The sequence below is a fragment of the Bradyrhizobium sp. USDA 4354 genome (assembly GCF_054060315.1).
Window position 1 is genome coordinate 4,265,804 of sequence record NZ_JBSSDC010000001.1, and the last position, 25,459, is coordinate 4,291,262.

Annotated in this window: 21 protein-coding genes and 1 pseudogene; 10 read left to right on the plus strand and 12 right to left on the minus strand. The window is 65.6% G+C overall.

The window, feature by feature from the left end:
- The first annotated feature begins 37 nt into the window (after positions 1–37).
- The 3 genes from ACVIIV_RS19420 to ACVIIV_RS19430 are packed head-to-tail and all read left to right on the plus strand — an operon-like array spanning position 38 to position 2,846.
- Complete coding sequence (locus tag ACVIIV_RS19420; RefSeq protein ID WP_456745596.1) at positions 38–1,171, plus strand: MlaE family ABC transporter permease; 1,134 nt, start codon at positions 38–40, stop codon at positions 1,169–1,171.
- A gap of 2 nt (positions 1,172–1,173) precedes the next feature.
- A complete protein-coding gene (locus tag ACVIIV_RS19425; protein ID WP_456745597.1) occupies positions 1,174–1,944 on the plus strand; it encodes an ABC transporter ATP-binding protein in 771 nt (256 codons plus the stop codon).
- A 29-nt stretch (positions 1,945–1,973) separates the two neighbouring features.
- On the plus strand, positions 1,974–2,846 hold the full coding sequence (locus ACVIIV_RS19430; RefSeq protein WP_456745598.1) for an MlaD family protein: 873 nt from the start codon (positions 1,974–1,976) through the stop codon (positions 2,844–2,846).
- A gap of 119 nt (positions 2,847–2,965) precedes the next feature.
- Here ACVIIV_RS19430 and ACVIIV_RS19435 read toward each other — a convergent pair whose 3' ends face one another.
- From ACVIIV_RS19435 to ACVIIV_RS19445, 3 genes and pseudogenes are all read right to left on the minus strand, one after another.
- The gene (locus ACVIIV_RS19435) at positions 2,966–3,274 is read right to left on the minus strand and encodes a GIY-YIG nuclease family protein (RefSeq protein WP_456745599.1); all 309 of its coding nucleotides are present in this window, start codon (positions 3,272–3,274) and stop codon (positions 2,966–2,968) included.
- A gap of 355 nt (positions 3,275–3,629) precedes the next feature.
- Complete coding sequence (locus tag ACVIIV_RS19440; protein ID WP_456745600.1) at positions 3,630–4,136, minus strand: hypothetical protein; 507 nt, start codon at positions 4,134–4,136, stop codon at positions 3,630–3,632.
- Positions 4,137–4,297: 161 nt separating this feature from the next.
- Positions 4,298–10,010: pseudogene (locus ACVIIV_RS19445) on the minus strand (apolipoprotein A-IV repeat region-like domain-containing protein).
- A gap of 425 nt (positions 10,011–10,435) precedes the next feature.
- On the opposite strand from ACVIIV_RS19445, the gene ACVIIV_RS19450 reads away from it, so the two are divergent.
- Together ACVIIV_RS19450 and ACVIIV_RS19455 are read left to right on the plus strand one after the other, a co-directional pair.
- On the plus strand, positions 10,436–10,777 hold the full coding sequence (locus tag ACVIIV_RS19450; protein ID WP_456745601.1) for an Hpt domain-containing protein: 342 nt from the start codon (positions 10,436–10,438) through the stop codon (positions 10,775–10,777).
- Between the two features lie 165 nt (positions 10,778–10,942).
- Positions 10,943–11,263 carry a 2Fe-2S iron-sulfur cluster-binding protein gene (locus ACVIIV_RS19455; protein ID WP_074121684.1) on the plus strand — a complete coding sequence of 107 codons (321 nt, stop codon included), beginning with the start codon at positions 10,943–10,945 and terminating at the stop codon, positions 11,261–11,263.
- A gap of 15 nt (positions 11,264–11,278) precedes the next feature.
- Here ACVIIV_RS19455 and ACVIIV_RS19460 read toward each other — a convergent pair whose 3' ends face one another.
- Entirely contained in the window at positions 11,279–11,746 is a 468-nt protein-coding gene (locus ACVIIV_RS19460) for an acyl-CoA thioesterase (protein WP_456745602.1), read from the minus strand.
- A 183-nt stretch (positions 11,747–11,929) separates the two neighbouring features.
- Between ACVIIV_RS19460 and ACVIIV_RS19465 the strand changes: the two genes are divergently transcribed.
- The 3 genes from ACVIIV_RS19465 to ACVIIV_RS19475 all read left to right on the plus strand — a co-directional run bounded on the left by ACVIIV_RS19465 (position 11,930) and on the right by ACVIIV_RS19475 (position 14,350).
- On the plus strand, positions 11,930–12,958 hold the full coding sequence (locus tag ACVIIV_RS19465; RefSeq protein WP_456745603.1) for an NAD(P)/FAD-dependent oxidoreductase: 1,029 nt from the start codon (positions 11,930–11,932) through the stop codon (positions 12,956–12,958).
- Positions 12,959–13,064: 106 nt separating this feature from the next.
- Positions 13,065–13,652, plus strand: coding sequence for a DUF2147 domain-containing protein (locus ACVIIV_RS19470; protein WP_456745604.1), 588 nt, complete (start codon positions 13,065–13,067; stop codon positions 13,650–13,652).
- Positions 13,653–13,996: 344 nt separating this feature from the next.
- Positions 13,997–14,350 (plus strand): hypothetical protein, encoded by a 354-nt coding sequence (locus ACVIIV_RS19475; RefSeq protein ID WP_456745605.1) that lies wholly within the window; start codon positions 13,997–13,999, stop codon positions 14,348–14,350.
- 55 nt (positions 14,351–14,405) lie between these two features.
- On the opposite strand, the gene ACVIIV_RS19480 is transcribed toward ACVIIV_RS19475, so the two are convergent.
- From ACVIIV_RS19480 to ACVIIV_RS19490, 3 genes are all read right to left on the minus strand, one after another.
- Positions 14,406–14,675 carry a hypothetical protein gene (locus ACVIIV_RS19480; protein ID WP_456745606.1) on the minus strand — a complete coding sequence of 90 codons (270 nt, stop codon included), beginning with the start codon at positions 14,673–14,675 and terminating at the stop codon, positions 14,406–14,408.
- 191 nt (positions 14,676–14,866) lie between these two features.
- The gene (locus ACVIIV_RS19485; protein WP_456745607.1) at positions 14,867–16,231 is read right to left on the minus strand and encodes a sensor histidine kinase; all 1,365 of its coding nucleotides are present in this window, start codon (positions 16,229–16,231) and stop codon (positions 14,867–14,869) included.
- Positions 16,228–16,908, minus strand: coding sequence for a response regulator transcription factor (locus tag ACVIIV_RS19490; protein WP_456745608.1), 681 nt, complete (start codon positions 16,906–16,908; stop codon positions 16,228–16,230). Before ACVIIV_RS19490 ends, ACVIIV_RS19485 begins: the two co-directional genes overlap by 4 nt.
- 352 nt (positions 16,909–17,260) lie before the next feature.
- Here ACVIIV_RS19490 and ACVIIV_RS19495 point away from each other — a divergent pair, with 352 nt between their 5' ends.
- Positions 17,261–18,148: a MipA/OmpV family protein gene (locus ACVIIV_RS19495; protein WP_456745609.1), complete on the plus strand. Its 888-nt coding sequence runs from the start codon at positions 17,261–17,263 to the stop codon at positions 18,146–18,148.
- Positions 18,149–18,154: 6 nt separating this feature from the next.
- Positions 18,155–18,895 carry a hypothetical protein gene (locus tag ACVIIV_RS19500; protein ID WP_456745610.1) on the plus strand — a complete coding sequence of 247 codons (741 nt, stop codon included), beginning with the start codon at positions 18,155–18,157 and terminating at the stop codon, positions 18,893–18,895.
- A 3-nt stretch (positions 18,896–18,898) separates the two neighbouring features.
- On the opposite strand, the gene garD is transcribed toward ACVIIV_RS19500, so the two are convergent.
- The 5 genes from garD to ACVIIV_RS19525 all read right to left on the minus strand — a co-directional run bounded on the left by garD (position 18,899) and on the right by ACVIIV_RS19525 (position 25,388).
- Positions 18,899–20,440 (minus strand): galactarate dehydratase, encoded by a 1,542-nt coding sequence (gene garD / locus ACVIIV_RS19505; RefSeq protein WP_456745611.1) that lies wholly within the window; start codon positions 20,438–20,440, stop codon positions 18,899–18,901.
- 122 nt (positions 20,441–20,562) lie between these two features.
- Positions 20,563–22,011, minus strand: a complete 1,449-nt coding sequence (locus ACVIIV_RS19510; RefSeq protein ID WP_456745612.1) for an aldehyde dehydrogenase family protein — start codon at positions 22,009–22,011, stop codon at positions 20,563–20,565.
- 18 nt (positions 22,012–22,029) lie between these two features.
- Complete coding sequence (gene gudD, locus ACVIIV_RS19515) at positions 22,030–23,388, minus strand: glucarate dehydratase (RefSeq protein ID WP_456745613.1); 1,359 nt, start codon at positions 23,386–23,388, stop codon at positions 22,030–22,032.
- A gap of 26 nt (positions 23,389–23,414) precedes the next feature.
- A complete protein-coding gene (gene kdgD, locus ACVIIV_RS19520) occupies positions 23,415–24,359 on the minus strand; it encodes a 5-dehydro-4-deoxyglucarate dehydratase (protein ID WP_456745614.1) in 945 nt (314 codons plus the stop codon).
- A 123-nt stretch (positions 24,360–24,482) separates the two neighbouring features.
- On the minus strand, positions 24,483–25,388 hold the full coding sequence (locus ACVIIV_RS19525; RefSeq protein ID WP_456745615.1) for a LysR substrate-binding domain-containing protein: 906 nt from the start codon (positions 25,386–25,388) through the stop codon (positions 24,483–24,485).
- Positions 25,389–25,459 lie beyond the last annotated feature (71 nt).

Sequence of the window (25,459 nt, forward strand, 5' to 3'; positions counted from 1 at the left end):
TATCCGTTTCCTGCGCCTCGGCACGGGAGCGGACATCTTGAACGGCGATCCGAAGCTGGAGCGGATTGCCAAGGGCAACGCGCTGGCACTGTGCGCCACCGGCACCTGGACCGCGAGCTTTGCGCCGGTCCTGGAGCGGATGGTGGCTGACGCCGAGAAGCTCGCCGGCAGTCCGCAAAGCATCTTCATCGACGTCTCCGAGGTCGCCAAGCTCGACACCTTCGGCGCCTGGCTGATCGAGCGGCTGCGCCGCAGCCTGACAAAAGGGCCCGTCGAGGCGCAGATCGCAGGGCTCTCCGCCAATTATTCCAGCCTGGTCGACGAGGTGCGGCGGGTCAGGGCGACGGCCGTGGTCGACAGCAGCCCGATCACCATCACCGGCATGCTGGAGCAGATCGGCCGGACCGTGGCCGGCGTTGCCGGCACGGTGGCAGGCCTCGTCGACATGCTCGGCGCGGTGCTCGCGGCGGGTTTTCGCGTCCTGATCCATCCGCGCTCGTTCCGCCTGACCTCGACCGTGCATCACATGGAGCAGGTCTGCTGGCGCGCGGTGCCGATCATCGTGCTGATCACCTTCCTGATCGGCTGCATCATCGCGCAACAGGGCATCTTCCATTTCCGCCGCTTCGGCGCCGACATTTTCGTCGTCGACATGCTGGGCGTGTTGGTCTTGCGCGAGATCGGCGTGCTGCTGGTCGCGATCATGGTCGCGGGCCGCTCCGGCAGCGCCTACACCGCCGAGCTCGGCTCGATGAAGATGCGCGAGGAGATCGACGCGCTGCGCACCATGGGGTTCGACCCGATCGAGGTGCTGGTGCTGCCGCGCATGATGGCGCTGGTCCTGGCGCTGCCGATCCTTGCTTTCCTCGGCGCGATGGCCGCGCTCTATGGCGGCGGTCTGGTGGCCTGGCTCTATGGCGGCGTCCAGCCGGAGGCTTTCCTGCTGCGCCTGCGCGACGCGATCTCGATCGATCATTTCATCGTCGGCATCGTCAAGGCGCCGGTGATGGCTGCCGTGATCGGCATCGTCGCCTGCGTCGAGGGGCTCGCCGTGCAGGGCAGTGCGGAATCGCTGGGTCAGCACACCACGGCGTCGGTGGTGAAGGGCATCTTCTTCGTCATCGTCATGGACGGCATCTTCGCCATCTTCTTCGCCTCGATCGGGATGTGACGATGGCTGGCGAAACTCAAAATCCCATCATCCGCGTCCGTGACATCACTGTGCAGTTCGGCAGCACACGCGTGCTCGACGGTCTCAACCTCGACGTCAAGCGCGGCGAGATCCTTGGCTTTGTTGGCCCGTCAGGCGCGGGCAAATCGGTGCTGACGCGCACCATCATCGGCCTGGTGCCGAAGGTCTCCGGCTCCATCGAAGTGTTCGGCGTCGACCTCGATTCCTCCAGCACGTCGCAGCGGCGCAATGTTGAGCGGCGCTGGGGCGTCTTGTTTCAGCAGGGCGCGCTGTTCTCCTCGCTGACCGTGCGGCAGAACATCCAGTTTCCGATGCGCGAATATTTGCGCGTCTCGCAGCGGCTGATGGACGAGATCACCATGGCCAAGCTCACCATGGTCGGCCTCAAACCCGAGGTCGCCGAGCGCTTTCCCTCGGAGCTCTCGGGCGGCATGATCAAGCGCGTGGCGCTGGCGCGCGCGCTGTCGCTCGATCCCGACCTCGTCTTCCTGGACGAGCCGACCTCGGGCCTCGACCCGATCGGCGCCGGCGACTTCGACGAGCTGGTCCGGACACTCCAGCGCACTTTGGGGCTGACCGTTTTCATGGTAACCCACGATCTCGACAGCCTCTACACAGCATGTGATCGCATCGCCGTTTTAGGGAACGGTAAGATCATTGCGGCAGGGTCGATCGCCGACATGCAGGCCTCGCAGCATCCCTGGCTGAGGCAGTATTTCCACGGCAAGCGCGCCCGCGCGGTCATGGGTTGAGTAGCTGGGTTGAGCAGCCGGAGCACCTGATGGAAACGCGGGCGAATTACATATTGATCGGCTCGTTCACGCTGGCGGTGATCGCCGCGGCGATCGGCTTCGTGCTGTGGTTTCAGTCGCTCCACACCACCAAGCAGCGCAGCCCCCTGCGCGTCGTGTTCGAGGGCCCCGCGGCGGGCCTGCGCAACGGCGGCAGCGTCAACTTCAACGGTATCAGGGTGGGCGAGGTGGTCTCGGTGAAGCTCGACAACCCGCGGCGGGTTGTCGCACTCGCCATGATCGAGAACAACGCCCCGATCCGCAAGGACACCCTCGTCGGCCTCGAATTCCAGGGCCTTACCGGCGTCGCCGCGATCTCGCTCAAGGGCGGCGACGAGGCCGCGGCTCCGCCGCCGCTCGACCAGGACGGCATCCCCACACTCACCGCCGATCCCAACAAGCTCCAGGACGTCACCGAGGCGATCCGCGGCACGCTGCAGAACATCAACAAGATCGTCGCGGACAATCAGGAATCGGTGAAGAACTCGTTGAAGAATCTCGAGACCTTCACCAACTCGCTTGCGCGCAACTCCGAGAAGATCGACGCCGTCATGGCCAAGGTCGACGGCGTCATGCTCAAGGCCGACAATCTCATGCTCGGCCTCAACACGCTGGCCGGCGGCAAGGATGGCGGCGAGCTGTTCCAAGCGGTGAAGTCGATCCGCGAGCTCGCCGAAGATTTCGACAAGCGCTCCGGCGCGCTGATGGCCGATGGCCGCCGCACCCTCGGCGACATCAGCCGCGCCGTGAACAATTTCGATCGCAACCCGACCCGCGTGCTGTTCGGCGCCAGCAACTCATCCCAGCCCGCCCCGGCGCCCGAGCCGCCGAAGCCAGCGTCCGCCGCGAGCGGCAGGCGGTAGGAGGTACGTCCACCCTTCGCTTTCGCAGATGCTCCGTCATCCTGAGGTGCGCGGCCCGCGATGCGCAGCAACGTGGGCCAAGCCTCGAAGGATAGACGGCCCGTCCGCCGCCACAGAGCCTATGCTTTGGATTTCGTCGCCCCGGCCCGCCGTCGCGCCAGTTGACTTACTGCTTTCCAGTCCGAACGGATAAGTGCTTCTTTCTTGGCTCGGCTCCAGCCTTTGAGCTGTCGCTCGGCAACAATTCCATCAGTGATCCGATCAAAATATTCGGACCACACGAGAACGACTGGCCGTCGCGAGTAGGTATATCCCTGATAAACCCCGGCGTTGTGCTCGTCGACACGTTTGGACGTGTCCCCACCGGTGGCGCTTCCGATGTAAAAGGATCCGTCCGCGCATCTCAGCATGTAGATATAGATGCCCAAGCAATCTTCCTTCGAGGCTGGCGTGCGACGCTGCGTCCGCATGGCAGGGGCGGGCTCGTGTCAACGCAATTTCTGCAACTATAAGATGCGTGTCAAGCTGTTCGCAGCGCGCAGCCGAGCTCTCGATCCGTCATCCTGAGGCGTGGACCAGGCGGCGCAAAGCGTCGCTTGGGGAGCCTCGAAGGATGCACGGCCCGGATGCAGCCGGGCTGTCGCCCTTCGAGGCTCGCCCTGCTTCGCAGGGCGAGCACCTCAGGGTGACGGGATGGAGCGGTATTGGCCGAGCCAATGATGAGACGCTTCGCGCCTCGCAATCGCTTGAACAAAACGGCGTGCTGCGCGCCGAACGCTGCTCTCAGCCGCACCCCTGCTTCGGTACCCACCGGAATTCGATATCGTCGGCTTCAATCGTCCATACGAACGCCTTGCACTGAGCGCCATAGGCCCACTCGATCTCATGAATCAAGTGACCTCGATCTGAAACGCGAAACTCGTCGTAGCGCCAATCACCGTGCGACGGCGCATCCGGCGAGAGCTCTTGGAGTGAATAGGCGTACACGGTCGGATATGTGATCTCGATGTGGCCGTCGTGGTAGGCGCCGAGCAGACGTAGCGCGATTGCGCAGAATCGCTGACGAGGCCGAGCGCTGGGCCGTTCGGATATTTGCAGCGACTCCAGCCGGGCATCATGCGGGCAGCGGTGGTCTCGCGGGTTGTAGAACCAATCGGAGGTTGCAAGCTCGTATGCGCGAGGCGGGAACGCGGATTGGCTTTGGGCCAGGTAAGTTTCGTACCGCTCGAACGCAACCTTTGCCGCTGGATATCCGTCGTCGCGCCCGTCATCCGAGAGAATGAAAACCATCGGCATTTCCTATTGGTTCACTGAGCCCTTAGCCGGAATGGAGCGAAGCGCAATCCAGGACTGTTCCGCATTCCGCTGCGCTGCATGCGGGCTACCAAGCTTGACCCAAACAAAAACGGAGGCCGAAAGGCCTCCGTTTTTCATTCATGTCGTTGTCGCGCTCACCCCAGCCGTCCCGCCGCGTGGGCCAGCAGGGTGTACACCAGCCCCGTCTCCGAGGTCAGGTGGCCGCGCAGCTCCTGCGGGCCGCGGCCGTCGCGGGCGACTTCGTCGAGCAGGCGCTCGAACTCGGCGACGTAGCGGTCGACCGTGCCCTTGAAGTTGCGGTCGGCGCGGTACTTGCGGGCGACCTCGTCGAAGGCCTTCTGGCCGGCGGGCGTGTAGAGGCGCTTGGTGAAGGCCTTGTTCTCGCCGCGCTGGTAGCGGTCCCACATCTCGGCGGCGAGGTTGCGGTCCATCAGCCGGCCGATGTCGAGCGACAGCGATTCCAGCGGATTGCTGCTGGCCTGCGGGGCCTGCGGCTGCGGCGCAGGTGCGGCGCGGCCACGGGGAGCCTCACGTCCGGCCGGGGCGCCTTGGTTGGCATCCGTGCGGTTCAAGAGGTCCGACAGCCAGCCGTCACGGCCCTGGTCGTTGCCCGCGGGGGCGACCGGCGGCGCTTCGGTGCGGCGCGCGGCCGGCATGCCGAGGTCCGGCGGCGGCAGCGTGGAGGCGCTGCCGGTGTCGCGCATGCGGGTCTCGGTGCCACGACCGCCCGCGCTAGCCATGAGCGGCTCCTCCTGGCGCTGGACGGCGACGGACGCACGGCCCGCCGTGGTGACATCGAGCCCGCGGCCGTGCTGGGCCACGATGCGGTTGAGCTCGGCGAGGGCCTCGATCTGGTCGACGATCACCTTGCGCATCTGCGCCGTGCTCTCGGCGGCCTCCTGCGGCATCTCGAGCACGCCGCGACGCAGCTCGTTGCGGGTGGCTTCGAGCTCGTTGTGCATCTCGAAGGCCATCTGCTTCATGCTGGAGACGAGGTTGGTGAACTTCTCGGTCGACTGCTTGAACATCGCATCCGCTTCGTCCGTGGTCTGGCGGTAGATGTCGTGCATCGCCTCGATGGTCTGCCGGTGCTCCTCCTCGGACGCCGCGCGCACCGCCTCGAATTGGCGGGTGATCGCGGCCGAGCCTGCGCCGGCGGTCTCGGCGACGACGCGCGCGATGTCGCGGGCGCGCTCTTCGGCCGCGGCCAGCGATTCATCGAGCAGGCCGGTGAAGCGCGACAGCCGCTGATCGAGATCGGCCGTGCGCAGGTCGATCGTGGTGACGAGCGATTCCAGCGCCTGCTTGCGCTCGGCGAGCGAGGCGGTGGTGTTCTTGTTGCTCTGCTCGACGACCTGCGCGGCCTCGACCAGCGCCTGGCCGTGCTTGTCGAACTGGGTCGACAGCTCGCCGAGATCCTGGAGCGCCTTCGTGGTCTTGCTGTTGAAGACGTTGAGCTGCTCTTCCAGGTTCTGCGTCGCAGCGCCGTTGCGCGAGGTGACGTCGTTCATCGCCGAGACGAAGTCGGCGACGCGGGTCACCAGCGCCCGCTCGAGCGAGTTGAGGTTGTCGTGCGCACCGGTCAGCACCTCCTGGAGCAGGATGTTGCCTTCGCGCAGACGCTCGAACAGGGCGACCGTGTCGGTGCGCAGGATCTTGCTGGTCTCCTGCATCTCCGTGACGGCCGCGATCGAGACCTGGCGCGACTGGTCGATCGCGGAGCGCGAGGCCTGCTCGAGGTCCTTGAGCGACTTGCCGACCGCGCTGGTGGCGATCTCGCTCGCCGCGTTGATGGTGCGGGCGACTTCCGAGCCGTTGCCCATCATGGTCTGCGAGAAGGCCTGGCCGCGCGTCTCGATCGACTTCAGCGCGTCGGAGGTGACGCGGTCGATGTCGAGCGTGAGCTGGCTGGTCTTCGAGCCGATGGCGTCGACCAGCGCGCCGCGCTTGGCGTCGATCATGTTCGACAGACGGTCGGCCTGCTGCTGCACATAGGTGACGATCTCGTCGGTCTTGCCGGTCATGGCCTGGCCGAAGCTGCTGCTGGCGGCGAGCACCGAGCGCTCGACGTCGGCCGAGCTCGACTTGACCCGCGAGCTCGCCTCGTTGGAGGCGGAAATCAGCGCGTTCTGGGCGTTGAGCGCGCTGGTCTGGATGTCGTTGGTCGCGTTGGTGGTGGCCGCGCTCAGCGTGCGCTCGATCTCGGTCGAGATCGTGCGGATCTGGCTCGCGGCGTCGGCCGAGGTCGAGGTCAGCGAGATCTGCGCCTCACGCGCGCTGTTGAGGATGGTCGAGGCGGTGTCGGCGCCGACCGCGGTCAGCGTGCGCTCGATGTCGGTGGTCAGCGACTTGATCTGGCTCGCCGCGTCGGTCGAGGCGGAGATCAGCGAGCCCTGGGCCTCGCGAACGCCGCTGGTGAGCGCCTCGATGGTGGCGCCGCCAGCGGTCGCCAGCGCGCGCTGCATCTCGGCCGCGAGCGAACGGACCTGGCTGGTCTGTTCGGCCGAAACCGCGAGCAGGGTGCTCTGGGCGTCGCGGGCGCTGGTGGTGATCGTCTCGGCGGTCGTCTGGCCGACCTGCGAGAGCGAACGATGCACCTCGGCCGCGAGCGACTTGACCTGGCTTGCCGCATCCGAGGACGCCGTGACCAGCGTGCTCTGGGCCTCGCGGGCGCCGCTCATGATGGTCTCGGCCGTCGAGGTGCCCGCCATCGTGAGCGAGCGCTGCACGTCCGAGGACAGCGCCTTGATCTGGTTGGCGGTCTCGGTCGAGGCCGCGATCAGCGCGCTCTGCGCATCGCGGGCGCCGGCGGTGATCGATTCCGCCGTGGTGGTGCCGGCCAGCGACAGCGAACGCTGCACGTCGGCGGTGAGCGCCTTGACCTGGCTGGCCGCATCCGAGGACGCGGTGACGAGCGTGGTCTGCACCTCGCGGGCGCCGGCCAGGATCGAGGCTGCGGTGGCGGAGCCTGCCGCCGACAGCGTGCGTTCGACGTCGGCCGCGAGCCCCTTGATCTGGTTGGAGGCCTCGCCCGATGTCGCGACCAGCGTCGATTGCGCTTCGCGCGCGCTGGTCAGGATCGAGTTGGCCGCGCCGGTGCCGACCGCGGTCAGCGCCTGCTCGACCTCGGCCGAGGTCATCTTGAGCTGGGCGTTGACGTCGGAGGAGACCGTCAGCAGCGACTGCTGAGCGGTGCGCGCGCCGGTCTGGATCGTCTCGCTGGTGTTGACGACGAGGTTGGTGAGCGAGCGCTCGGCGTCCTCGACATGCGAGCGGATCGCGGTCGAGATCATCTCGGCGCGGGACATCATGTCCTCGCTGGCCTGGCGTCCGCTGCTCTCGATGCGGCCGGCGACCGCCTCGACGCGCGAGCCGAGCAGGTCCTCGAACTGCGCCACGCGCACGTCGATGTCGCTGGCGACCGAGCCGACCTTGGTCTCGATGGCCTGCTGGATGTCCTGGAAGCGCGCCGTGACCGTGTCGGTCAGATGCGTGCTGCGGCCGTCGATGATCTCGGTGACCGCCGGTGATGCGGCGGTCGACCGCCTCGATCGCCTGCGCGGTGCCGTCCGTGAGGGTCGAGGTGAGGAGGGTCAGACGCGTATCGATCGACTGCACGGCCTGCGAGGCGCCGTTCGTGACCGCGGTGGTCAGGTAGGTGAGGCGGGAGTCGATGGATTCGAGCGCCTGCGTCGCGCCGCCGGTGAGCGTTGTCGTGAGATGCGTCAGGCGGGTATCGATCGACTGGATGGTCTGCGACGCACCATCGGTCAGCGAGCTCGTGAGGTGATTGAGGCGCGCATCGATGGTTTCGATGGCCTGCGATGCGCCGCCGGTGAGCGTCGTCGTGAGGTAGGTGAGGCGGGTGTCGATCGACTGGATCGCCTGCGCGGCGCCGTCGGTCAGCGACGTCGCCAGCGTGTTGATGCGGCCGTCGATGGTTTCGGTCATGGACTTCGCGCGGGTGTCGAATGACTGTTCGAGTGCGGCGACGCGGCCGACGAGCTGCTCGTCAAAGGTCCTGATGTGGCCTTCGATCGTGCCGTCGAGGCTGGCGATCTTGCCGTTCAGCGAGGTGTCGAGGTTGGCGACGCGTTCGCCGACCGTGGTCTCGAATTGCACGAGGCGCTGGTCGAGCACGCCCGTGATTGCGCCGCCGTTCGCGGTGAAGCGGCTGTCGAAATTGTCGACATAGGTCTTCAGCGTCTCGGCGATGTCCTGCGTGCGCTGGCCCATGCGCTCGACGATCTCGCCGCCGAAGGTCTTCACGGTGCGGTCGAACTCGGAGATGTGGCGCGTGATCAGCGCGCCCAGCGTGCCGGAGTCGCGGGCGAACTTCTCGACCAGCTCGGTGCCCTGGTTCCTCACCAGCTCGTCGAAGGCGCTCATCTGCAGTGACAGCGAATCGTGCGCGGTCTCGGTCTGGCTGACGACCTTGGCGACCAGGGCGTTGACGGTGGCGTCGAGCGCCTCGCTCGCCTTGTCGCCGCTGGTCATGATCTGGCCGGCGAGACGGTTGCCGGCGTCGTCGATCTTGGCGGAGATATCGTTGGAACGCAGCTCGAGCTCGAGCAGCAGCGAGTCCGACGAGTTCTTCAGGGAATCGTGCACCTGCTCGGTGCGCTCGGAGATGCCGTCGACGATCGCGGCGGAACGCTGCTCGAACTCGCCGGTGATGCGGTCGATGCGCTCGTTCAGCATCTCGTGGACACGGTCGGCGAGATCGACGAACTCGTCGTGGACGTGACCGGTTTTGAAGTTGAGGCTGGTGGTCAGCCGCTCGCTGGCGTCGAGCACGGCGCGCGTGGTCTCGTTGCTGGCTTCCTCGAGGCGGTCGAGCAGGTCGCCGCCGCGCTCGCCGAGCGCCAGGATCATGTTGTCGCCGGCATTGCTCAGCGCGCTGGTGATGTGGGCGCCGCGCTCTTCCAGCGCGCCGGTGATGGACTTGGCAACCTCGTCGACGCGGGAGGCGATCGCGTCCGAGATCAGCGCGATGTCGTGGCGCAGGTCGATCTGCACCCCGGAGATGGCGCTGCGGACCTGCTCGGCCTGGCCGACCAAATTGTCGCGCTGATGCGCGATGTCCTGGAGCAGGGCGCGGATGCGCACCTCGTTGTCGGAATAGGCGCGTTCGAGTGCGGCGACCTCGTTGGCGACCAGCGTCTCGAGCTCGCCGGCGCGCGCGATCGCGCGCTCGATGCCGTCGCCCATCGCCGCGACCTCGCGGCGGATGGCCTGACCGACGGTGACCATGGAATCGGAGGCCGAGCCTTCCGGCTCGGAGAAGCGGATCGCGACCTGCGCCATCGCCTGCGCGATCATGCGCATTTCCTGGCCGCGCCAGACGAGGCTGGCGAGGAAGTAGAACAGCATGATCGGCGCGAAGAACATCGCGACGAGACCGGCAATGACGAGCACGCCGCCGCTCTGGCCCATGGCGGCCTGGATCGAGGGCAGGAAGCCGACGGTCAGCGCGGCGCAGGCGGCGAGCCAGATGCCGGCGAAGATGGTGGCGAAGGTGTAGACGCTGCGGGCAGGGCGGCCCTTCTGAAGCGCCTGGAGCAGCTGGCCGATGGTCTCGCGGTCGTCATTGGCGGCGCGGCGCGAGGTGCGCGGCTCCTCGACCGGGTCGAACACGGTCGCCCGCTCATTGGCGGCCGGGCGCGGCTCGAAGCTCGGCTCGTCGAAGATCGGGGGCGCGGGCGGCGGCACCGGGGGCGCCGCTTCGTTGCGCACGGAGGCGTTGCGGCTGGTGTCCGCAGCGGTGTCGCTGATGTTCAGGGCTTCCTGGATTGCAGAAAGCGCAACTTCTGTGGGGTCTTTGACCTTCTTCGGAGTGTTCGCCATGTTCAGTCCGAGCCCTCGTTACTTGTACGCGTCCCCCCGCGAGCCCTGCGCGCTACGCAAGCCCACAGACCGGATCATGCCGCTTGTGCGGATCTCCGAGCCGTCCCCACCCGGACGGCTTGTCCGCTAATTTCCGCAACATCCTATTGGCAGAGCGTCGCGAATGAAATGCCCGCGATTAAGACAATCTTAATCATCGTTAACAGGATCGCGCCGTAACGCCTTAGCAATAAATGCAATTCTCCACCGAACGCGGCCGATTGCGGCAACTTTTCGTCAACAAACGGGCAGATCTGCGTCAAATGACCCAAACATTTCGTTAACCATTTTCATGCTTGGGTGAGGGGAACCTGACCGCCGAACCGGCGGCCACCGCGCGATGCCGGGCCTGCGCCATGACACCTGAACTGCAACGGATGGACTGGATGCCTTCGCCCCCGCTTGCACCCTACAGCCCGCTCGACCTTGATCACCTCTCCCGGATGACGCTCGGCGACACTGAACTGGAACAGCAAGTGCTGGCGATGTTCGCCGAGCAGGCGGTCCGCCTGCTGGCGGCGATGGCTGCGATGCCGGCCGAGGCCGGTGCGCTCGCGCACAAGCTCAAGGGTTCGGCGCGAGGGATCGGCGCTTTCGCGGTGGCCGATGCCGCAGCCGGCCTGGAGACCGCGATCCGGACCGGCCATGGCCGGCCCCATGCCTTCGCCGCGCTGAAAGAGGCGGTGACAGAGGCTCGCGCCGCCATCGAGGCGATCCTGAAGCCGTAAGCCGATATGGTCGAAGCCGGTTTCTAGTCTTTTGTTTTGACGCGTCTTCTTCCCGCAAAGCGAGATTTAGATCGCCTCAAAACGCTATGGCGCCGGGCTAACCGACCCGTTATAGGACAGCCCGGACCCTCCTTCATTCCCAGCACCGCGGCAGCACGAGCACATATGGCCAAGATTCACTTTGTCGACCACAAGGGCGAAACCCGCACGGTGGAAATCGAGAACGGCGCAACCGTGATGGAAGCCGCGATCCGTAACAGCGTTCCCGGGATCGAGGCCGAATGCGGCGGCGCCTGCGCCTGCGCGACCTGCCATGTCTATGTCGACGAAGCCTGGCGCGAGAAGGTCGGCAGCCCGACGCCGATGGAGGAGGACATGCTCGACTTCGGCTTCGACGTGCGCCCGAACTCGCGCCTGTCTTGCCAGATCAAGGTTTCCGACGAGCTCGACGGTCTCGTCGTGGCGACGCCGGAACGCCAGGCCTGATCGTCTCCAAATACACTAGATGCCCGGCGGCGCGACCTCGATGCCGCGCTTGTGCCAGGGTCTGAGCTTCTCGATCACCTCTGCGGTCAGCGGCGCGGGTCGCCGCGTCGCCTCATCGAGCAAGACGCCGACCGACGTCGCCGACGCGATGCACTTTCCTTGCGAGAATACGACCTGCTCGAAGGTCACCGAGGTTCGTCCGAGCTTCACCACGCCGAGGCCGAGCTCGATCGTGTTCGGCCAGTGCAGCTCGGCGCGGAAATGCATGTCGAGCCGCACCATGATCCAGGCGAGGCCCGGCGGGGTCAGCCCGTACTCGGGAAGCTTCATCAGCGTGACACGGCCGGTCTCGAAATAGGTGGCGTAGACCGCGTTGTTGACGTGCTGGTTCGGGTCGAGATCGCCGAAGCGGACGTTGTCGCTGAGCCGAAACGGAAAGTCTTCAAGGCGCGGCGTCGTATCGAGGCGGGTTGGTGCGTTCACCGATTGATCTCCGTCATATCCAACCTCGTTACAGCCCAGTTATTTTGGCCCGGCAAGTGGGCGCGGCGGCGGGGCGATCCCGCTTTTATGCCTTCCCTGTTCCATCCCCGTTGGCTAGACAGGTAGGGTCACCTCCGCCCAAAGGGCTGCGTCCCAACCGATAACGACCGATAAAGAGACGACATGAGCGACGTGATCAAAACCGATGTGCTGATTATTGGCGCCGGCCCCTGCGGTCTGTTCGCCGCCTTCGAGCTCGGCCTTCTCGATATGAAGGCGCATTTCGTCGACATCCTCGACAAGGTCGGCGGCCAGTGCGCCGAGCTCTATCCGGAAAAGCCGATCTACGACATTCCCGGCATTCCGCATGTCTCCGGTCAGGGGCTGACCGACGCGCTGATGGAGCAGATCAAGCCGTTCCATCCGACCTTCCATCTCGGCGAGATGATCGAGACCGTGGAGAAGATCGGCGATCCCGCTTTCCGCTGCACCACCGATGCCGGCAAGGTGTTCGAATGCAAGGTGGTGGTGATCGCGGCCGGCGGCGGCTCATTCCAGCCCAAGCGTCCGCCGGTGCCGGGCATCGAGGCCTATGAGGGCACGTCGGTGCATTACGCCGTGCGCAAGATGGAGACGTTCCGCGACAAGAGCGTGCTGATCGTCGGCGGCGGCGATTCAGCACTCGACTGGACGCTCAATCTGCATCCGCTGGCCAAGCGCATCACGCTTCTGCATCGGCGCGACGAGTTTCGCGCCGCGCCCCACAGCGTCGAGCAGATGCGCGCGCTGGTCGCCGGCGGCAAGATGGATCTGCGGCTCGGCCAAGTCACCGCGCTCTCCGGCGCTGACGGCAAGCTCACCGGCGCGACCGTCAAGGGCAACGACAACAGCATCACCGAAATCGCCTGCGACACCATGCTGCCGTTCTTCGGGTTGACCATGAAGCTCGGCCCGGTTGCGAACTGGGGTATTGCGCTGGAGAACAATCTGGTGCCGGTCGAGACATCCGCGTTTGAGACTAACGTGCCCGGCATCTTCGCGATCGGCGACATCAACACCTATCCCGGCAAGATCAAGTTGATCCTGTGCGGATTCCACGAGGGCGCGCTGATGTCGCAAAAAGCCCATCGTTATGTCTATCCGGAGAAGCGGCTTGTGTTCCAGTACACGACCTCGTCCTCCAGCCTGCAAAAGAAGCTCGGTGTCAACTGAGGGAACGCAGCGGGGGAGGCGATGCCCCATGTTTCTGGTGCTGGAACCGCTCGCGAAATCGCCGTAGTCTGCGGCCATTCCGGTCGTGGAATAGCAAGGTGATCTCATGCGGAATTATTCCAGCTTTCGGCTGCTCTCCGTCCTCGCACTCGCATTGTCGCTCGCGACGGTGACGCCGTGCGCAGCGCAGACCGCCGAGCCCACGGCGGCGGGCCTCTGGCAGAAGGTCGAAGACGGCAAGACGGTCGGATGGTTTCTCTTCGTCGACCGCAGCGGCGTCTTCGAAGGCGTCATCGCCAAGACCTTCCCGCGGCCAACCGACAATCCGAACGAGGTCTGCTCCAAGTGCACCGACGATCGCAAGAACGCGCCGGTGCTCGGCATCTCCTTCGTCCGTAACATGAAGCGCGAAGGATTGAAGTACGAAGGCGGCAACGTGCTCAATCCGCGCGACGGCCAGATCTGGAAGGCCAACATGCGGGTCAGCCCCGACGGCCAGACCCTGACGCTGCGCGGCTATCTCGGCATCGCGCTGCTCGGCAAGGACGAGACCTGGACGCGCTTGCCGGATGCCTACATCGCCCAGGTGGATCCTGCCATCGTCGCAAAATACCTGCCCGCGCAGGCTGCCGCCGCGAAGCCGCCGGCGCCCGCGGCGAAGAAGGGTGGCACCATGGCGCCGGCGAAGCAGTAAGGGCGTGCGCCGTACTCTGCCCGCCTCAAGAGCTGTAGCTTCGGTGCATGGTTGTTTCCCCGCCACAGGTCTCGCCTTCGGCGAGCCCGATGACAGGCTCCGGCGGGGAAGCCAGTAGGTATCAGTCTCTCCGTATCCCTGCACGGCGACCACCTTCGCCGAAAGGCGAACGGGTGCCGGACCCGCTCCAGTAGTTCCCCGGAATGCGCGCTGGCGCCGGATTTGCATAGCTGTCGGCAAAGCTGCTGGGGGAGCGAGTCGCCGTCTCCACGCCTGCCGCGCACCATGCGGAGGGCGGACGGCAGCGTTTGCCCCGCGGTGATCACTTCGACCGCGGAGACAACATGAGACCTGCAAGACAGTGTGCCGCCGTGCTGCTGGGGCTGACGGTTCTGACGAATTCGGCGCTGGCGCGCGACGACGGCCGCTACGCCAACTCGCCCTTAAAACCCTGGTTCGAGAGTCTGCATAGCGAATACGGGCCGTGCTGCTCCGATGCCGACGGCTACGTCATTGCCGACGTCGATTGGGAGTCCGATCGCGGTCACTACCGCGTGCGCATCGACGACGAATGGGTCGTGGTGCCCGACGGTGCGGTGATCACCGTGCCGAACAAGATCGGCCGCACCATGGTGTGGAAGCACTATATCGACGGTCATCCGCGCGTTCGCTGCTTCATGCCGGGCAGCATGACCTAGAAGCGGGTCATTCCGGTAGGCGCGGAGCGCCGAACCCGGAATGACAGAACGACGGTTAGCGCGCCTCTCTGTTCGAGCCCGCGCTCGCAAGCCGCTTCGCGCGCGCCGACAGCACCGAGACCTGTGCGGGCGAGGCGGGCATGCCGGCGACGATCATCGCAGGGCTTGCCGACTGCTCCTCGACGCCGGCGCCGCCGAGCACCTGCACCTGCGTCGCCGAGATCGGAAACGACGTCACTTCGTAAGAGGGAAGCTCGGTGGCGAAGGCAGCGGCCGAGCTCGCAATCATGGCGCCGGCAACGGCAATCATCGAGAGAACACGCATTGGAAAATCTCCGTGAAAGATGTCAATCGGAGGTTTGGTCGCCTCGATGCCGGAACAGGTTCGCTCGTGCGCGAACATTCCCATCGCCTTCGGCGCAGATATTGATTGCTTGATGCGAAAGGACGAAACGCGGAAGAAGTTTTCTGCGCCAATATTTCCGGACGGTTTCGCGGAAGCGCCGATGCGCCCGTTTAAAGCTCTTGCAGATCAAGCTGCGGAGATTTGACCGGGGCGGCAGCCGCGGGAAAGCACAGGCGCATCGTCGTGCCGCGGCCGGGCTCGGAGGCGATGACGAGCTCGCCGCCGTGGGCGGCCATGATCTCGCGGACGATCGACAGGCCGAGGCCGGCGCCGTCGCCTGCGCTGTTGCCGGTCTGAAACGGCTCCAGCAGCTTGTGCTCCGCGCCGCCGGGCAGGCCTGCGCCGTCATCGTTGATCGAGATGCTGCCGCGGCCGAGCGTGGCGACAATGCGCCGCGCGCCACGGGCGTGGATGAGCGCGTTGCCGACGAGGTTGGCGAGCGCACTGCGGATGGCCGCATCCACGCCCTCGACCAGGAACGGACCTTCGTCGGCCCGCTCAAGTGCAAGCTCGATGCCGGCGTCCAGCGCCGAGGGACCGAAATCGGCCAGCACGTCCAGCGTGATCTCGGCGAGATCGATCGGCCGCTTTTCGATCGCGTGATTTTGCAGGCGCGCGAGGTCGAGCATGGCGGAGACCAGCGACGTCAGGCGGCGGACGTCGCGCACCAGCTCGGCCTTCAGTGCCGGATCGGACACGTCGTCGATCTTTGCACGAAGCAGCGTGAGCGGCGTGCGGAGCTGATGGGCGGCATTGCCGAGAAAGCGGCGCTGCATCTTGATATAGGCGTCGATCTCGCCGAAGGCGCGGTTCAGCGCCTCGACCAGGGGTTTCAACTCGGATGGGACTTCGGACAGCGATATCGAACCTTGCGGGGCCGAGGGATCGATCGCGAGCGCGCGGTGCGCGACCCGTTCGATGCCGCGTGAGACGAAACGCGCAGCAAGCGCCGAACCGATCGCGACGGTCGCTGCAAAGGCCAGCGCCACCAGGAGGATCGAGAACATGTTGCGGACGAGGGAGCTCCTTGCAATCCGGCCAAAGCGAACCTGAGGCTCGCCGACCATCGTCGTGAGACGCAAGGAGCCGCGTTGCGCAACGGCGAGACAGAACGTGCTGTTCTGGTCGTGGGTGCTGAAGACGGACAAGCCGACGGGCCCGCGATAAGGGAATGCGAAGGGAAGCGCCGGTCGGTGCTCGCTTCCGTACTCGTTGACGAGATCTCCGACGGATACGACGTACCAGAGGTTCGGGCTATCCGCCTTCAATTCCTCGAGCGCGGGGGTCGGACGTACCGTCAGGTTTTGCCCATCGACATCGGAGGCACGATCGAGAATGGCGGCCACCACCCGGCAGGCCCTGAACTCGCGTTCCTGCATCGGGTACCTCGAGACGAAGATCGCGACCGTGACCAAGAAGATGGTCGTGGCGGCGATGCCGAGCGAGAACGCAAACGTTTGGGCGATCGACCTCATCGCGGCGTTGCCAGCCGCAGGATGTACCCGATGCCGCGCATGCTGCGGATCTCGACGTCGCCGCCGAGCTCGGCCAGCTTCTTCCGCAGGCGCGAGACCTGCGCCTCGAGCGTGTTGGATTCGATCTCGTCGTCGAAGCCGTAGATCTCCTCGATCAGGGCGGCGCGGGTGATGACGCGGTCGCGTCGCATCAGCAGCGCCCCCAGGATCAGCGCCTCGCGCCGGCGCAGCAGGATTCTGGTGTCGGCGACCACCGCCTCGTTGCTGCCGAGGTGCAGCTCGACATTGCCGAGCGACAGCACCGATGGGGCGAGCAGCCGGGGCCGGCGCAGCACCGCGCGCACTCGCGCAATCAATTCCTGCGGCTCGAACGGTTTTCCGAGATAGTCGTCGGCGCCGCCATTGAGGCCCTCGACGATGTCTTCCTTGGCGTCCTTGGACGTCAGCATGATGATCGCAGGGCGGTCGGGCGATTGGCTCAGCGCTGTGACCACCTGGAGCGCATCGCCGTCGGGCAGCATCCGGTCGACGATCGCGAGATCATATTTGAAATTGTCCAGCGCCTGACGGGCATCAGCGATCGAGCCGACGAGGTCGACGATGCCGTGCAATTGCCCGAGCAGGCGGCTGACATAGGCGCCGATCTGCGGTTCGTCTTCGATCACGAGGGAGCGCACGCGGGTCGTCCTTGACTCTGCTGGGGCAACAAAACCCTGACCGTGACGCTCCCTGGCCGAAGTCTGGCGTTTCGGCTCGTGCGCAAGGGTTCCCATTAAGGCAGCGAGCTTGGCGAATAAAAGGCAGGAATGGGTGAGCTCGCGGGCACGGCCCGTCAAGTTTTGAGGGCATGATCGCAGCCCGGCAATGTTGGGGCAATGTTGATCCGGCGGCGTGCTTAGCCAGTGCCGGACGTATCCCCGAGACAGTGAATCGCACCTTGCAATCTTCGGGCAATTTAGCCGGACCAGATGCTGTGGCTCCTAACCACAACAGTCGACTCGGCCTGCAAGGCCGGTCCGGGGCCCCGCAATGAATGATTTCGAAGAAGCCGCTCTCCGCCTAACGGCGACCGCGCGGCGGACCACCGCCTGCCTTGCTGCGCTCGGTGCGATCATGGCGACTGAGCAATCCGCATCGGCGCAGACCGCGTTCACGCTGCCGGCGCCACCATTCGAGCTGCCGATGCTGCCTTCGCCGTCCGGAAGCTGGACCGTCATGGTCGGCATCGGCGGCGAATACACGCCTGACTTCGTCGGATCGAACAACGGCAAGTTTCGTCCGATTCCGATCTTCACCATCCGCCGTGCCGGATCGATCGACCAGTTTCGCGGACCGCGCGACAGCGCCAGCATCGCGTTACTCGACGTCGGCAATTTTCGCGCGGGCCCCGCGTTCAAATACGTCTCGTCGCGCAAGAGCGACAAATATGCGGAGCTGACAGGCCTCGGCAATGTCGACGCCGCATACGAACTTGGCGGTTTCGTCGAATATTATCCGGTCGACTGGCTGCGCCTGCGCAGCGAATTGCGTCAGGGCATGGGCGGCCATACCGGTACCGTGGCCGATGTCTCCGCCGATGTCATCGTCCCGCTGATCCAGAGGCTGACGATCTCGGCCGGCCCGCGCTTCACCTGGAAGAGCACCAAGGCCACCGCGCCGTATTTCGGCGTCGATGCCGCGCGGGCGCTGGCATCGGGGTTGCCGAGATATGACGCCAGAGGCGGTGCGCACTCGGTCGGCTTCGGCAGCCAGATCTCCTACCGCATCAATCCGCAGTGGGAGGTTCACGCCTATGTCGAGTACGAGAAGCTGCTCGGTGACGCCGCAGATAGCCCGCTCGTGAAGCTGCGCGGATCGTCGAACCAGACCACCGTTGGCATCGGGGCATCCTATTCGTTCGATTTCAGGATTCGATGAGCCGTCATGCGCCGCATTGCTTTTCTATGGGTTGGCCTCGCGGCCGCTTGCATCGCCCTCGGCGCGGCCGCGGCGTTCGAGACGCGCGCGAGCCGGCTTCAGGCGATCAAGACCGTGGGCATCGTCTCGGCGATCGGCGAGGAGATGAGCCTGACGCGAGCCGGCCTGACCGGGCTCGACAACGCCGCGCAAAGCGCCTCGATCAGCGCATGGGGGCTGGACGAGCTGATCGTCCAGCAGGCGACGAGGCTTCTCGGCGGGCGTTTTCGCGTGCAGCCGGTGAACTACAGGCGCGCCGCCTTCGCTGCGATCAGGGATTCGGCAGTTGCGCCCGTCAATCTTTTGCGCAGCGATCCGTTCAAGGAGCTGGTTCGTAGCGATGTCACGCCGCAGGGACTGGATGCGTATATCGTCATCACTCGGGCGAGATCCAAGCTTGGAAACGGCCGCAACGTCGAGGGCGTCGGGCTCGCCGAATATCGGACGCTGCTTGCAGACTATGGCCTGATCCACGCGCTGTACGAAGTTCGCGTCATTGACGGCAAGACGTTCGACGTGATCGAGAAGCGCGCGGCCGCGCCGCTCGACAACACCGGCACGGTGCGGATCGCCGGCCCGAGCGGACCAATCGAAGCGACGCTCGAGAGCGCGGCTTCAAGCGAACGGCTGCGCGCGGCGTTAGCGGACCTCATCGTCCGCAGCCTCCCCCTCACGCTGGGCGACATGCACCTGATCGATAGCCAATGACCCTCAGGTCACCGGCGCGGGATTGAACAGCGTGAGATCATTGTGGATGCCCCAGCGGTCCGACCACGGCTTGGTGCGGCCGGAGGCGACGTCGAGGATCAGGCGGAACAGGTCCCAGCCGCATTCCTCGATAGTCTTCTCGCCGGTGGCGATGCTGCCTGAATCGAAATCGATCAGGTCCTTCCAGCGCCGTGCGAGCTCACTGCGGGTCGCGACCTTGATCACGGGCGCGGCCGCGAGGCCATAGGGCGTGCCGCGGCCGGTGGTGAACACCTGCAGCGTCATGCCGGAGGCGAGCTGCAGCGTGCCGCAGATGAAGTCGGAGGCGGGCGTTGCCGCGAACAGCATGCCCTTCTGCGTCGCCTTCTCGCCGGGCGAGAGCACGCCGGTGATAGCGCTCGAGCCGGACTTCACGATCGAGCCGAGCGACTTCTCGACGATGTTGGCAAGGCCCCCCTTCTTGTTGCCGGGCGTGGTGTTGGCGCTGCGGTCGGCGCCGCCGCGGGCGAGATAGGAATCGTACCAGGCCATCTCGCGCACCAGCGCACGGCCGACATCCTCGTTGATGGCGCGCCGGGTGAGTAGCTGGATGGCATCGCGCACTTCCGTGACTTCCGAGAACATCACGGTGGCGCCGGCGCGCACCAGCAGGTCGGCGGCGAAGCCGACGGCGGGATTGGCGGTGACGCCGGAGAAGGCGTCGCTGCCGCCGCATTGAAGGCCGATGACGAGATCGGAGGCCGGGCAGGTCTCTCGCTTGCGGGTGTTGAGCACCTTCATCCGCGCTTCCGCCTGGGTCATGATCGCATCGACGATGGCACCGAAGCCGTCGAAGGCTTCGTCCTGCATGCGGACGATGGCATCGCTGATACCTTCCGGCACCAGGCGCTCGGGCGCGAGCTTCTCGCAGCCGAGGCCGACGACCAGGATCTCGCCGCCGAAATTCGGGTTCAGCGCGAGGTTCTGCAGGGTGCGGATCGGCACCACCGCGTCGGGCGCGGTGATGGCGACGCCGCAGCCATAGGCGTGCGTCAGCGGCACGACATCGTCGACGTTGGGGTACTTCGGCAGCAGCTCGGCACGGATGCGCTTCACCGCATATTCCATCGTGCCCTTGACGCATTGCACGGAGGAGGAGATGCCGAGGATGTTCTTGGTGCCGACCGATCCGTCCGGATTGCGGTAGCCCTCGAAGGTGAAACCTTCGAGCGGTGGCAGCGGCGCGGGCACGGCGGTGGAGATCTCGAGCTTGTCGAGGGCAGGGGCCTCCGGCATGCGGATGCGCGCTTCGTCGACCCATTCGCCGACCAGGATCGGCGAGAGCGCGTAGCCGATGATCTCGCCATAACGGATGATCGGTTCGCCTTCCGCGATGTCGACCAGCGCGGTCTTGTGTCCCTGCGGCACGAAGGCACGCAGCGTCAACCCGCTGGCGAAGCGGGAGCCGGCGGGAAGCCCGAAATCATTGACCACGATCGCGACATTGTCGCGCTCGTTAAGTTTGATGTAGCGGGGCTGCTCTTTCGCTGCGACGTCCTGGTCCATATGCGCTTGCTCCGAAGCCGTAGGTGGGCAAAGGCGCATCGCGCCGCGCCCACCGTGCTTCTCATCGAACGTAAGTGGTGGGCACGCTTCGCTTTGCCCACCCTACGATATCTTTCCCGTGATCAGCCCGGGAACGTATAAGCCGTCTTCACCGTGGTGTAGAACTCGCGCGCATAGGAGCCCTGCTCGCGGGCGCCGTAGCTCGAGCCTTTCCGGCCGCCGAACGGCACGTGATAGTCGACGCCGGCGGTCGGCAGGTTGACCATCACCATGCCGGACTCGCTGTTGCGCTTGTAGTGCGAGGCGTATTTCAGGCTGGTGGTGCAGATGCCGGAGGCGAGGCCGAACTCGGTGTCGTTGGAGATGGCGAGCGCTTCTTCGTAGTTCTTGGCGCGGATGACCGCGGCGACGGGGCCAAAAATCTCCTCGCGCGCGATGCGCATGTTGTTGTTGGCTTCGGTGAACAGTGCCGGCTGCAAATAGTGACCGGGGTTCTCGCGCTTGAGCAACTCGCCGCCGAAGGCGAGCTTGGCGCCTTCGTCCTGGCCGATCTTGATGTAGCGCAGGTCCTGGTCGAGCTGGTTCTGGTCGACCACGGGCCCGATATGCACGCCGGCCTTGAGCGCGTCGTCCACCGACAGGCCCTTCAGCCGCTCGGCCATCGCCGCGACGAAGCGGTCGTGGATGCCCTCCGTGACGATCAGGCGGGAGGAGGCGGTGCAGCGCTGGCCGGTCGAGAAATAGGCGCCGTTGACGGCGACCTCGACCGCGGTCTTGAGGTCGGCGTCGTCGAGCACGACCAGCGGATTCTTGCCGCCCATCTCGAGCTGGAACTTCTTCATCGGGGTCGAGAGCACACAGGCCTGCGCGATCTTGCGCCCCGTCTGCACCGAGCCGGTGAAGGAGATCGCAGCCACGTCGGGGTGGTCAAGCAGGGTCTGGCCGACCACCGAGCCGGAGCCGACCACGAGGTTGAACACGCCGGCGGGAATGCCGGAACGGGTGATGATCTCGGCCAGCGCATGTCCAGAGCCAGGCACCAACTCGGCCGGCTTGAACACCACCGTGTTGCCGTAGCAGAGCGCCGGGGCGATCTTCCAGGCCGGGATCGCGATCGGGAAATTCCAGGGCGTGATCATGCCGACGACGCCGACCGGCTCACGGGTAAGCTCGACGTCGAGGCCGGGACGGACCGAGGCGCCCTTCTCGCCGATCAGGCGCAGCGCTTCGCCGGCGAAGAACGCAAAGATCTGGCCGGCACGCGCGACCTCGCCGATACCTTCCGGCAGCGTCTTGCCTTCCTCACGGGCGAGCAGGCGGCCGAGCTCTTCCTTGCGGGAGAGGATCTCGCCAGAAATCTTGTTCAGCGCGTCATAGCGCTCCTGCGGCGTCGAGCGCGCCCAGGCGGGGAACGCGGCCTTTGCGGCGGCGATCGCCTTCTCGGTCTGCGCCTTGTCGGCCTTGGCGTATTCGCCGACCATGTCGTTGGTGTTGGAGGGGTTGATGTTCCTGGTGACGCCGGAGCCGTCGACCCATTCGCCGCCGATGAAGTTCTTCAGGATCGCAGTCATCGTTTCCTCCAGAGTATTTTAACGAACGAGGCAGGGACGCTTGTCGTCGAAGGTCCAGCCGGGGATCAGGTCCTGCATGGCAATAGCGTCATCCCGGGCGCCAAGTCCATGCTTCTTGTAGAGCTCATGCGCGGCCTCGATGGCGGCGCGGTCGATCTCGATGCCGAGGCCCGGCCTGTCAGGCACGGCGATCTTGCCGCCCCTGATCTGGAGCGGCTCTTTCGTCAGGGCCTGGCCGTCCTGCCAGATCCAGTGGGTGTCGATCGCGGTGACCTTGCCGGGGGCGGCGGCGCCGACATGGGTGAACATGGCCAGCGAAACGTCGAAATGGTTGTTGGAGTGCGAGCCCCAGGTCAGGCCGTTGTCACGGCAGGTCTGGGCGACGCGCACCGAGCCTTGCATGGTCCAGAAATGGGGATCGGCCAGCGGAATGTCCACCGCGCCGAGGCGCAGCGCATGGGAGAGCTGCCGCCAGTCGGTCGCGATCATGTTGGTCGCGGTCGGCAGGCCGGTGGCGCGGCGGAACTCGGCCATGATCTCGCGGCCGGAGAAGCCGGCCTCCGCGCCGCAAGGATCCTCGGCATAGGCGAGGGTGCCGTGCATGTCCTTGCAGAGGCTGATCGCCTCGTCGAGCGACCAGGCGCCGTTCGGGTCGAGCGTGACGCGCGCGTTCGGGAAACGCTTTGCAATGGCGGTGACGGCCTCGATCTCCTGCTCGCCGCGGAGCACGCCGCCCTTGAGCTTGAAATCGGCAAAGCCGTAATGGTTGTGGGTGGCCTCCGCGAGCCGCACAACGGTCTCGGGCGTCATCGCCTCCTTGTGGCGGAGGTTGAACCATTCCGCCTTGCCGGTCTCGCCTGCGACATAGTCGAGCTTCGACTTGCTGATATCGCCGACGAAGAAGAGATAGCCGAGCGTCTCGACGTGCTTGCGCTGCTGGCCTTCGCCGAGCAGGGCGGCGACCGGCAGGTTGAGATGCTGGCCGAGCAGGTCGAGGAGGGCGGATTCGATCGCGGTGACCGCGTGGATCATCACCCGCAGGTCAAAGGTCTGCTTGCCGCGGCCACCCGCGTCGCGGTCGGCGAAGGCGGTGCGGACGTCGGCCAGGATGTTGTTCATCGCGCCGATGGTCTTGCCGATCACGAGATCGCGCGCGTCCTGAAGGGTCTGCCAGATCTTCTGCCCGCCCGGCACCTCGCCGACGCCGGTGTGACCGGCATTGTCGGTAAGGATGATGATGTTGCGGGTGAAGAACGGCGCATGCGCGCCGCTGAGGTTGAGGAGCATGCTGTCGCGGCCTGCGACCGGGATCACCTGCATCGCCGTGACAACCGGTGCGCCAGCGACTGACGCGCCTAAAATCTCAGTCGGGGCCATCGCACGCTCCTCCCTGTTTACTGGCCTTATTCTGCCGCCTGTTGTGACGATCGGATGGCAGGCAGCTTCTTCACCAGCGCGGTCAGCTCCGCGATCTCGTGCTCGGTGAGATCGGTCAGCGGCGGACGGACCGGGCCGGAATCGCGGCCGATCACCTTCATGCCGGCCTTGATGATCGAGACCGCATAACCCTTCTTGCGATTGCGGATCGCGATCAGCGGCAGGATGAAGTTCTTCAGGCCGGCATGGATGGTCTCATGGTCGCGCTTGCGCACGGCAGCGTAGAAATTGGTGGCGAATTCCGGCACGAAGTTGAACACGGCCGAGGAATAGGTCGTCACGCCCATGTCGAGATAGGGCAGCGCGAAGGTCTCCGCAGTCGGCAGGCCGCCGACATAGGTGAGGCGGTCGCCGAGCTTGGTGTAGACGCGAGTCATCAGCTCGATGTCGCCGATGCCGTCCTTGTAGCCGACGAGGTTCGGGCAGCGCTCGGCAAGGCGCGCGAGCGTATCGGGCTGAAGGATGGCGTTGTCGCGGTTGTAGACGATGACGCCGATCTTGACGGAGGCACAGACCGCCTCGACATGGGCAGCAAGGCCTTCCTGCTCGGAATGGGTGAGATAGGGCGGCAGCAGCAGCAGGCCGTCGGCGCCGGCCTCCTCGGCACCAACAGCGATCTCGCGGGCGATCGCGGTGCCGTAGCCGGTGCCTGCGAGCACGGGCACGCGGCCCTTGGTCTCGTCGACGGCGACCTTCACGATCTGCGGAACCTCCGATGGCGTCAGCGAGAAGAACTCGCCGGTGCCGCCGGCGGCGAAGAGACCTGCAACGTCGTAGCCGCACAGCCAGTCCATGTTGGCGCGGTAGGTCGCTTCGTCGAAGGAGTAGTCCGCCCTAAACGGCGTGACGGGGAAGGACAGGAGGCCCGATCCGATCTTCTGGGCCATTTCCTGCGGGGTCATCTTGCTCACGGGCGCTGCTCCCTTCGTGCGTGTTGTGGAGGACGCAAGCCTGCGCGTCCATGCGCCGTGGTTTAGGAGACCGTTCGATGCGCGTCCAAGCCAAAGCCTATATCGACCGATGCGGATTGAGCATCAATCCTCCGTCAGCTCCGCGGAGGACAATTCGCCGGCGATTTTGACCAGCGCCGACAGCAGCGGATTCTCGTCCTCGCGCCGCCACACCATGAATAGCTCGACGGGCACCCGGGTGCGCAACTTCAGCGGGCGCAGCCGCACGTCGGAGATCTTCAGGCTCGCGGCCGCTGCCGGCACGATGGCAAGGCCGAGGCCGGCGCGCACCATCGCGAGGATCGAGTGGATCTGGCTGAGATGCTGAACGTAGCGCGGCAGCACGTCGGCGCGGGTGAACAGCGCCACCAAGAGGTCGTGGAAGTAGCGGCTCTCATAGGGCGAGTACATCACGAACGGCTGGTCGTCGAAATCCTTGATGGTGATGCTGTCGGCATTCGCGAGCGGATGCTTCTTCGGGATCGCTGCGAGCAGGGGCTCGGCGACGACGCGGCGGCTGGCAAGCTCGGGCCGCGCGATCGGCGGCCTCAGCAGGCCGGCGTCGATCTGGCCTGATGTCAGCGCCTCGAACTGGTCGCCTGACACCATCTCCTTCAACGAGAAATCGACCTCCGGCAATTTGGCGCGGCAGGCGGCGACGAGCTCCGGCAGGAAACCGTAGGCGGCGGCCGCGGTGAAGCCGATCTTCAGCGAGCCGGTCTTGCCGAGCGCGATGCGGCGGGCGACCTGCGAGGCGCTTTCGGCAAGCTTGAGGATGCGCCTCGCCTCCGGCAGGAAGCTGCGTCCCGCCGCGGTCAGGCGTACCGAGCGGCTGGTGCGCTCGAGCAGAGGCGCGTCGATGATGTGCTCGAGCACCTGGATCTGCCGGGATAGCGGCGGCTGGGTCATGTTGAGCCGCGCGGCGGCGCGGCCGAAATGCAATTCCTCCGCCACCGTGACGAAACAGCGGAGCTGGTTGAGGTCGAACATCGATACATGCCTTAGATGGATAAGGCGTTTCCCTGGCACTTCTAGCATCGATCATCCCCAAAACAAAGACG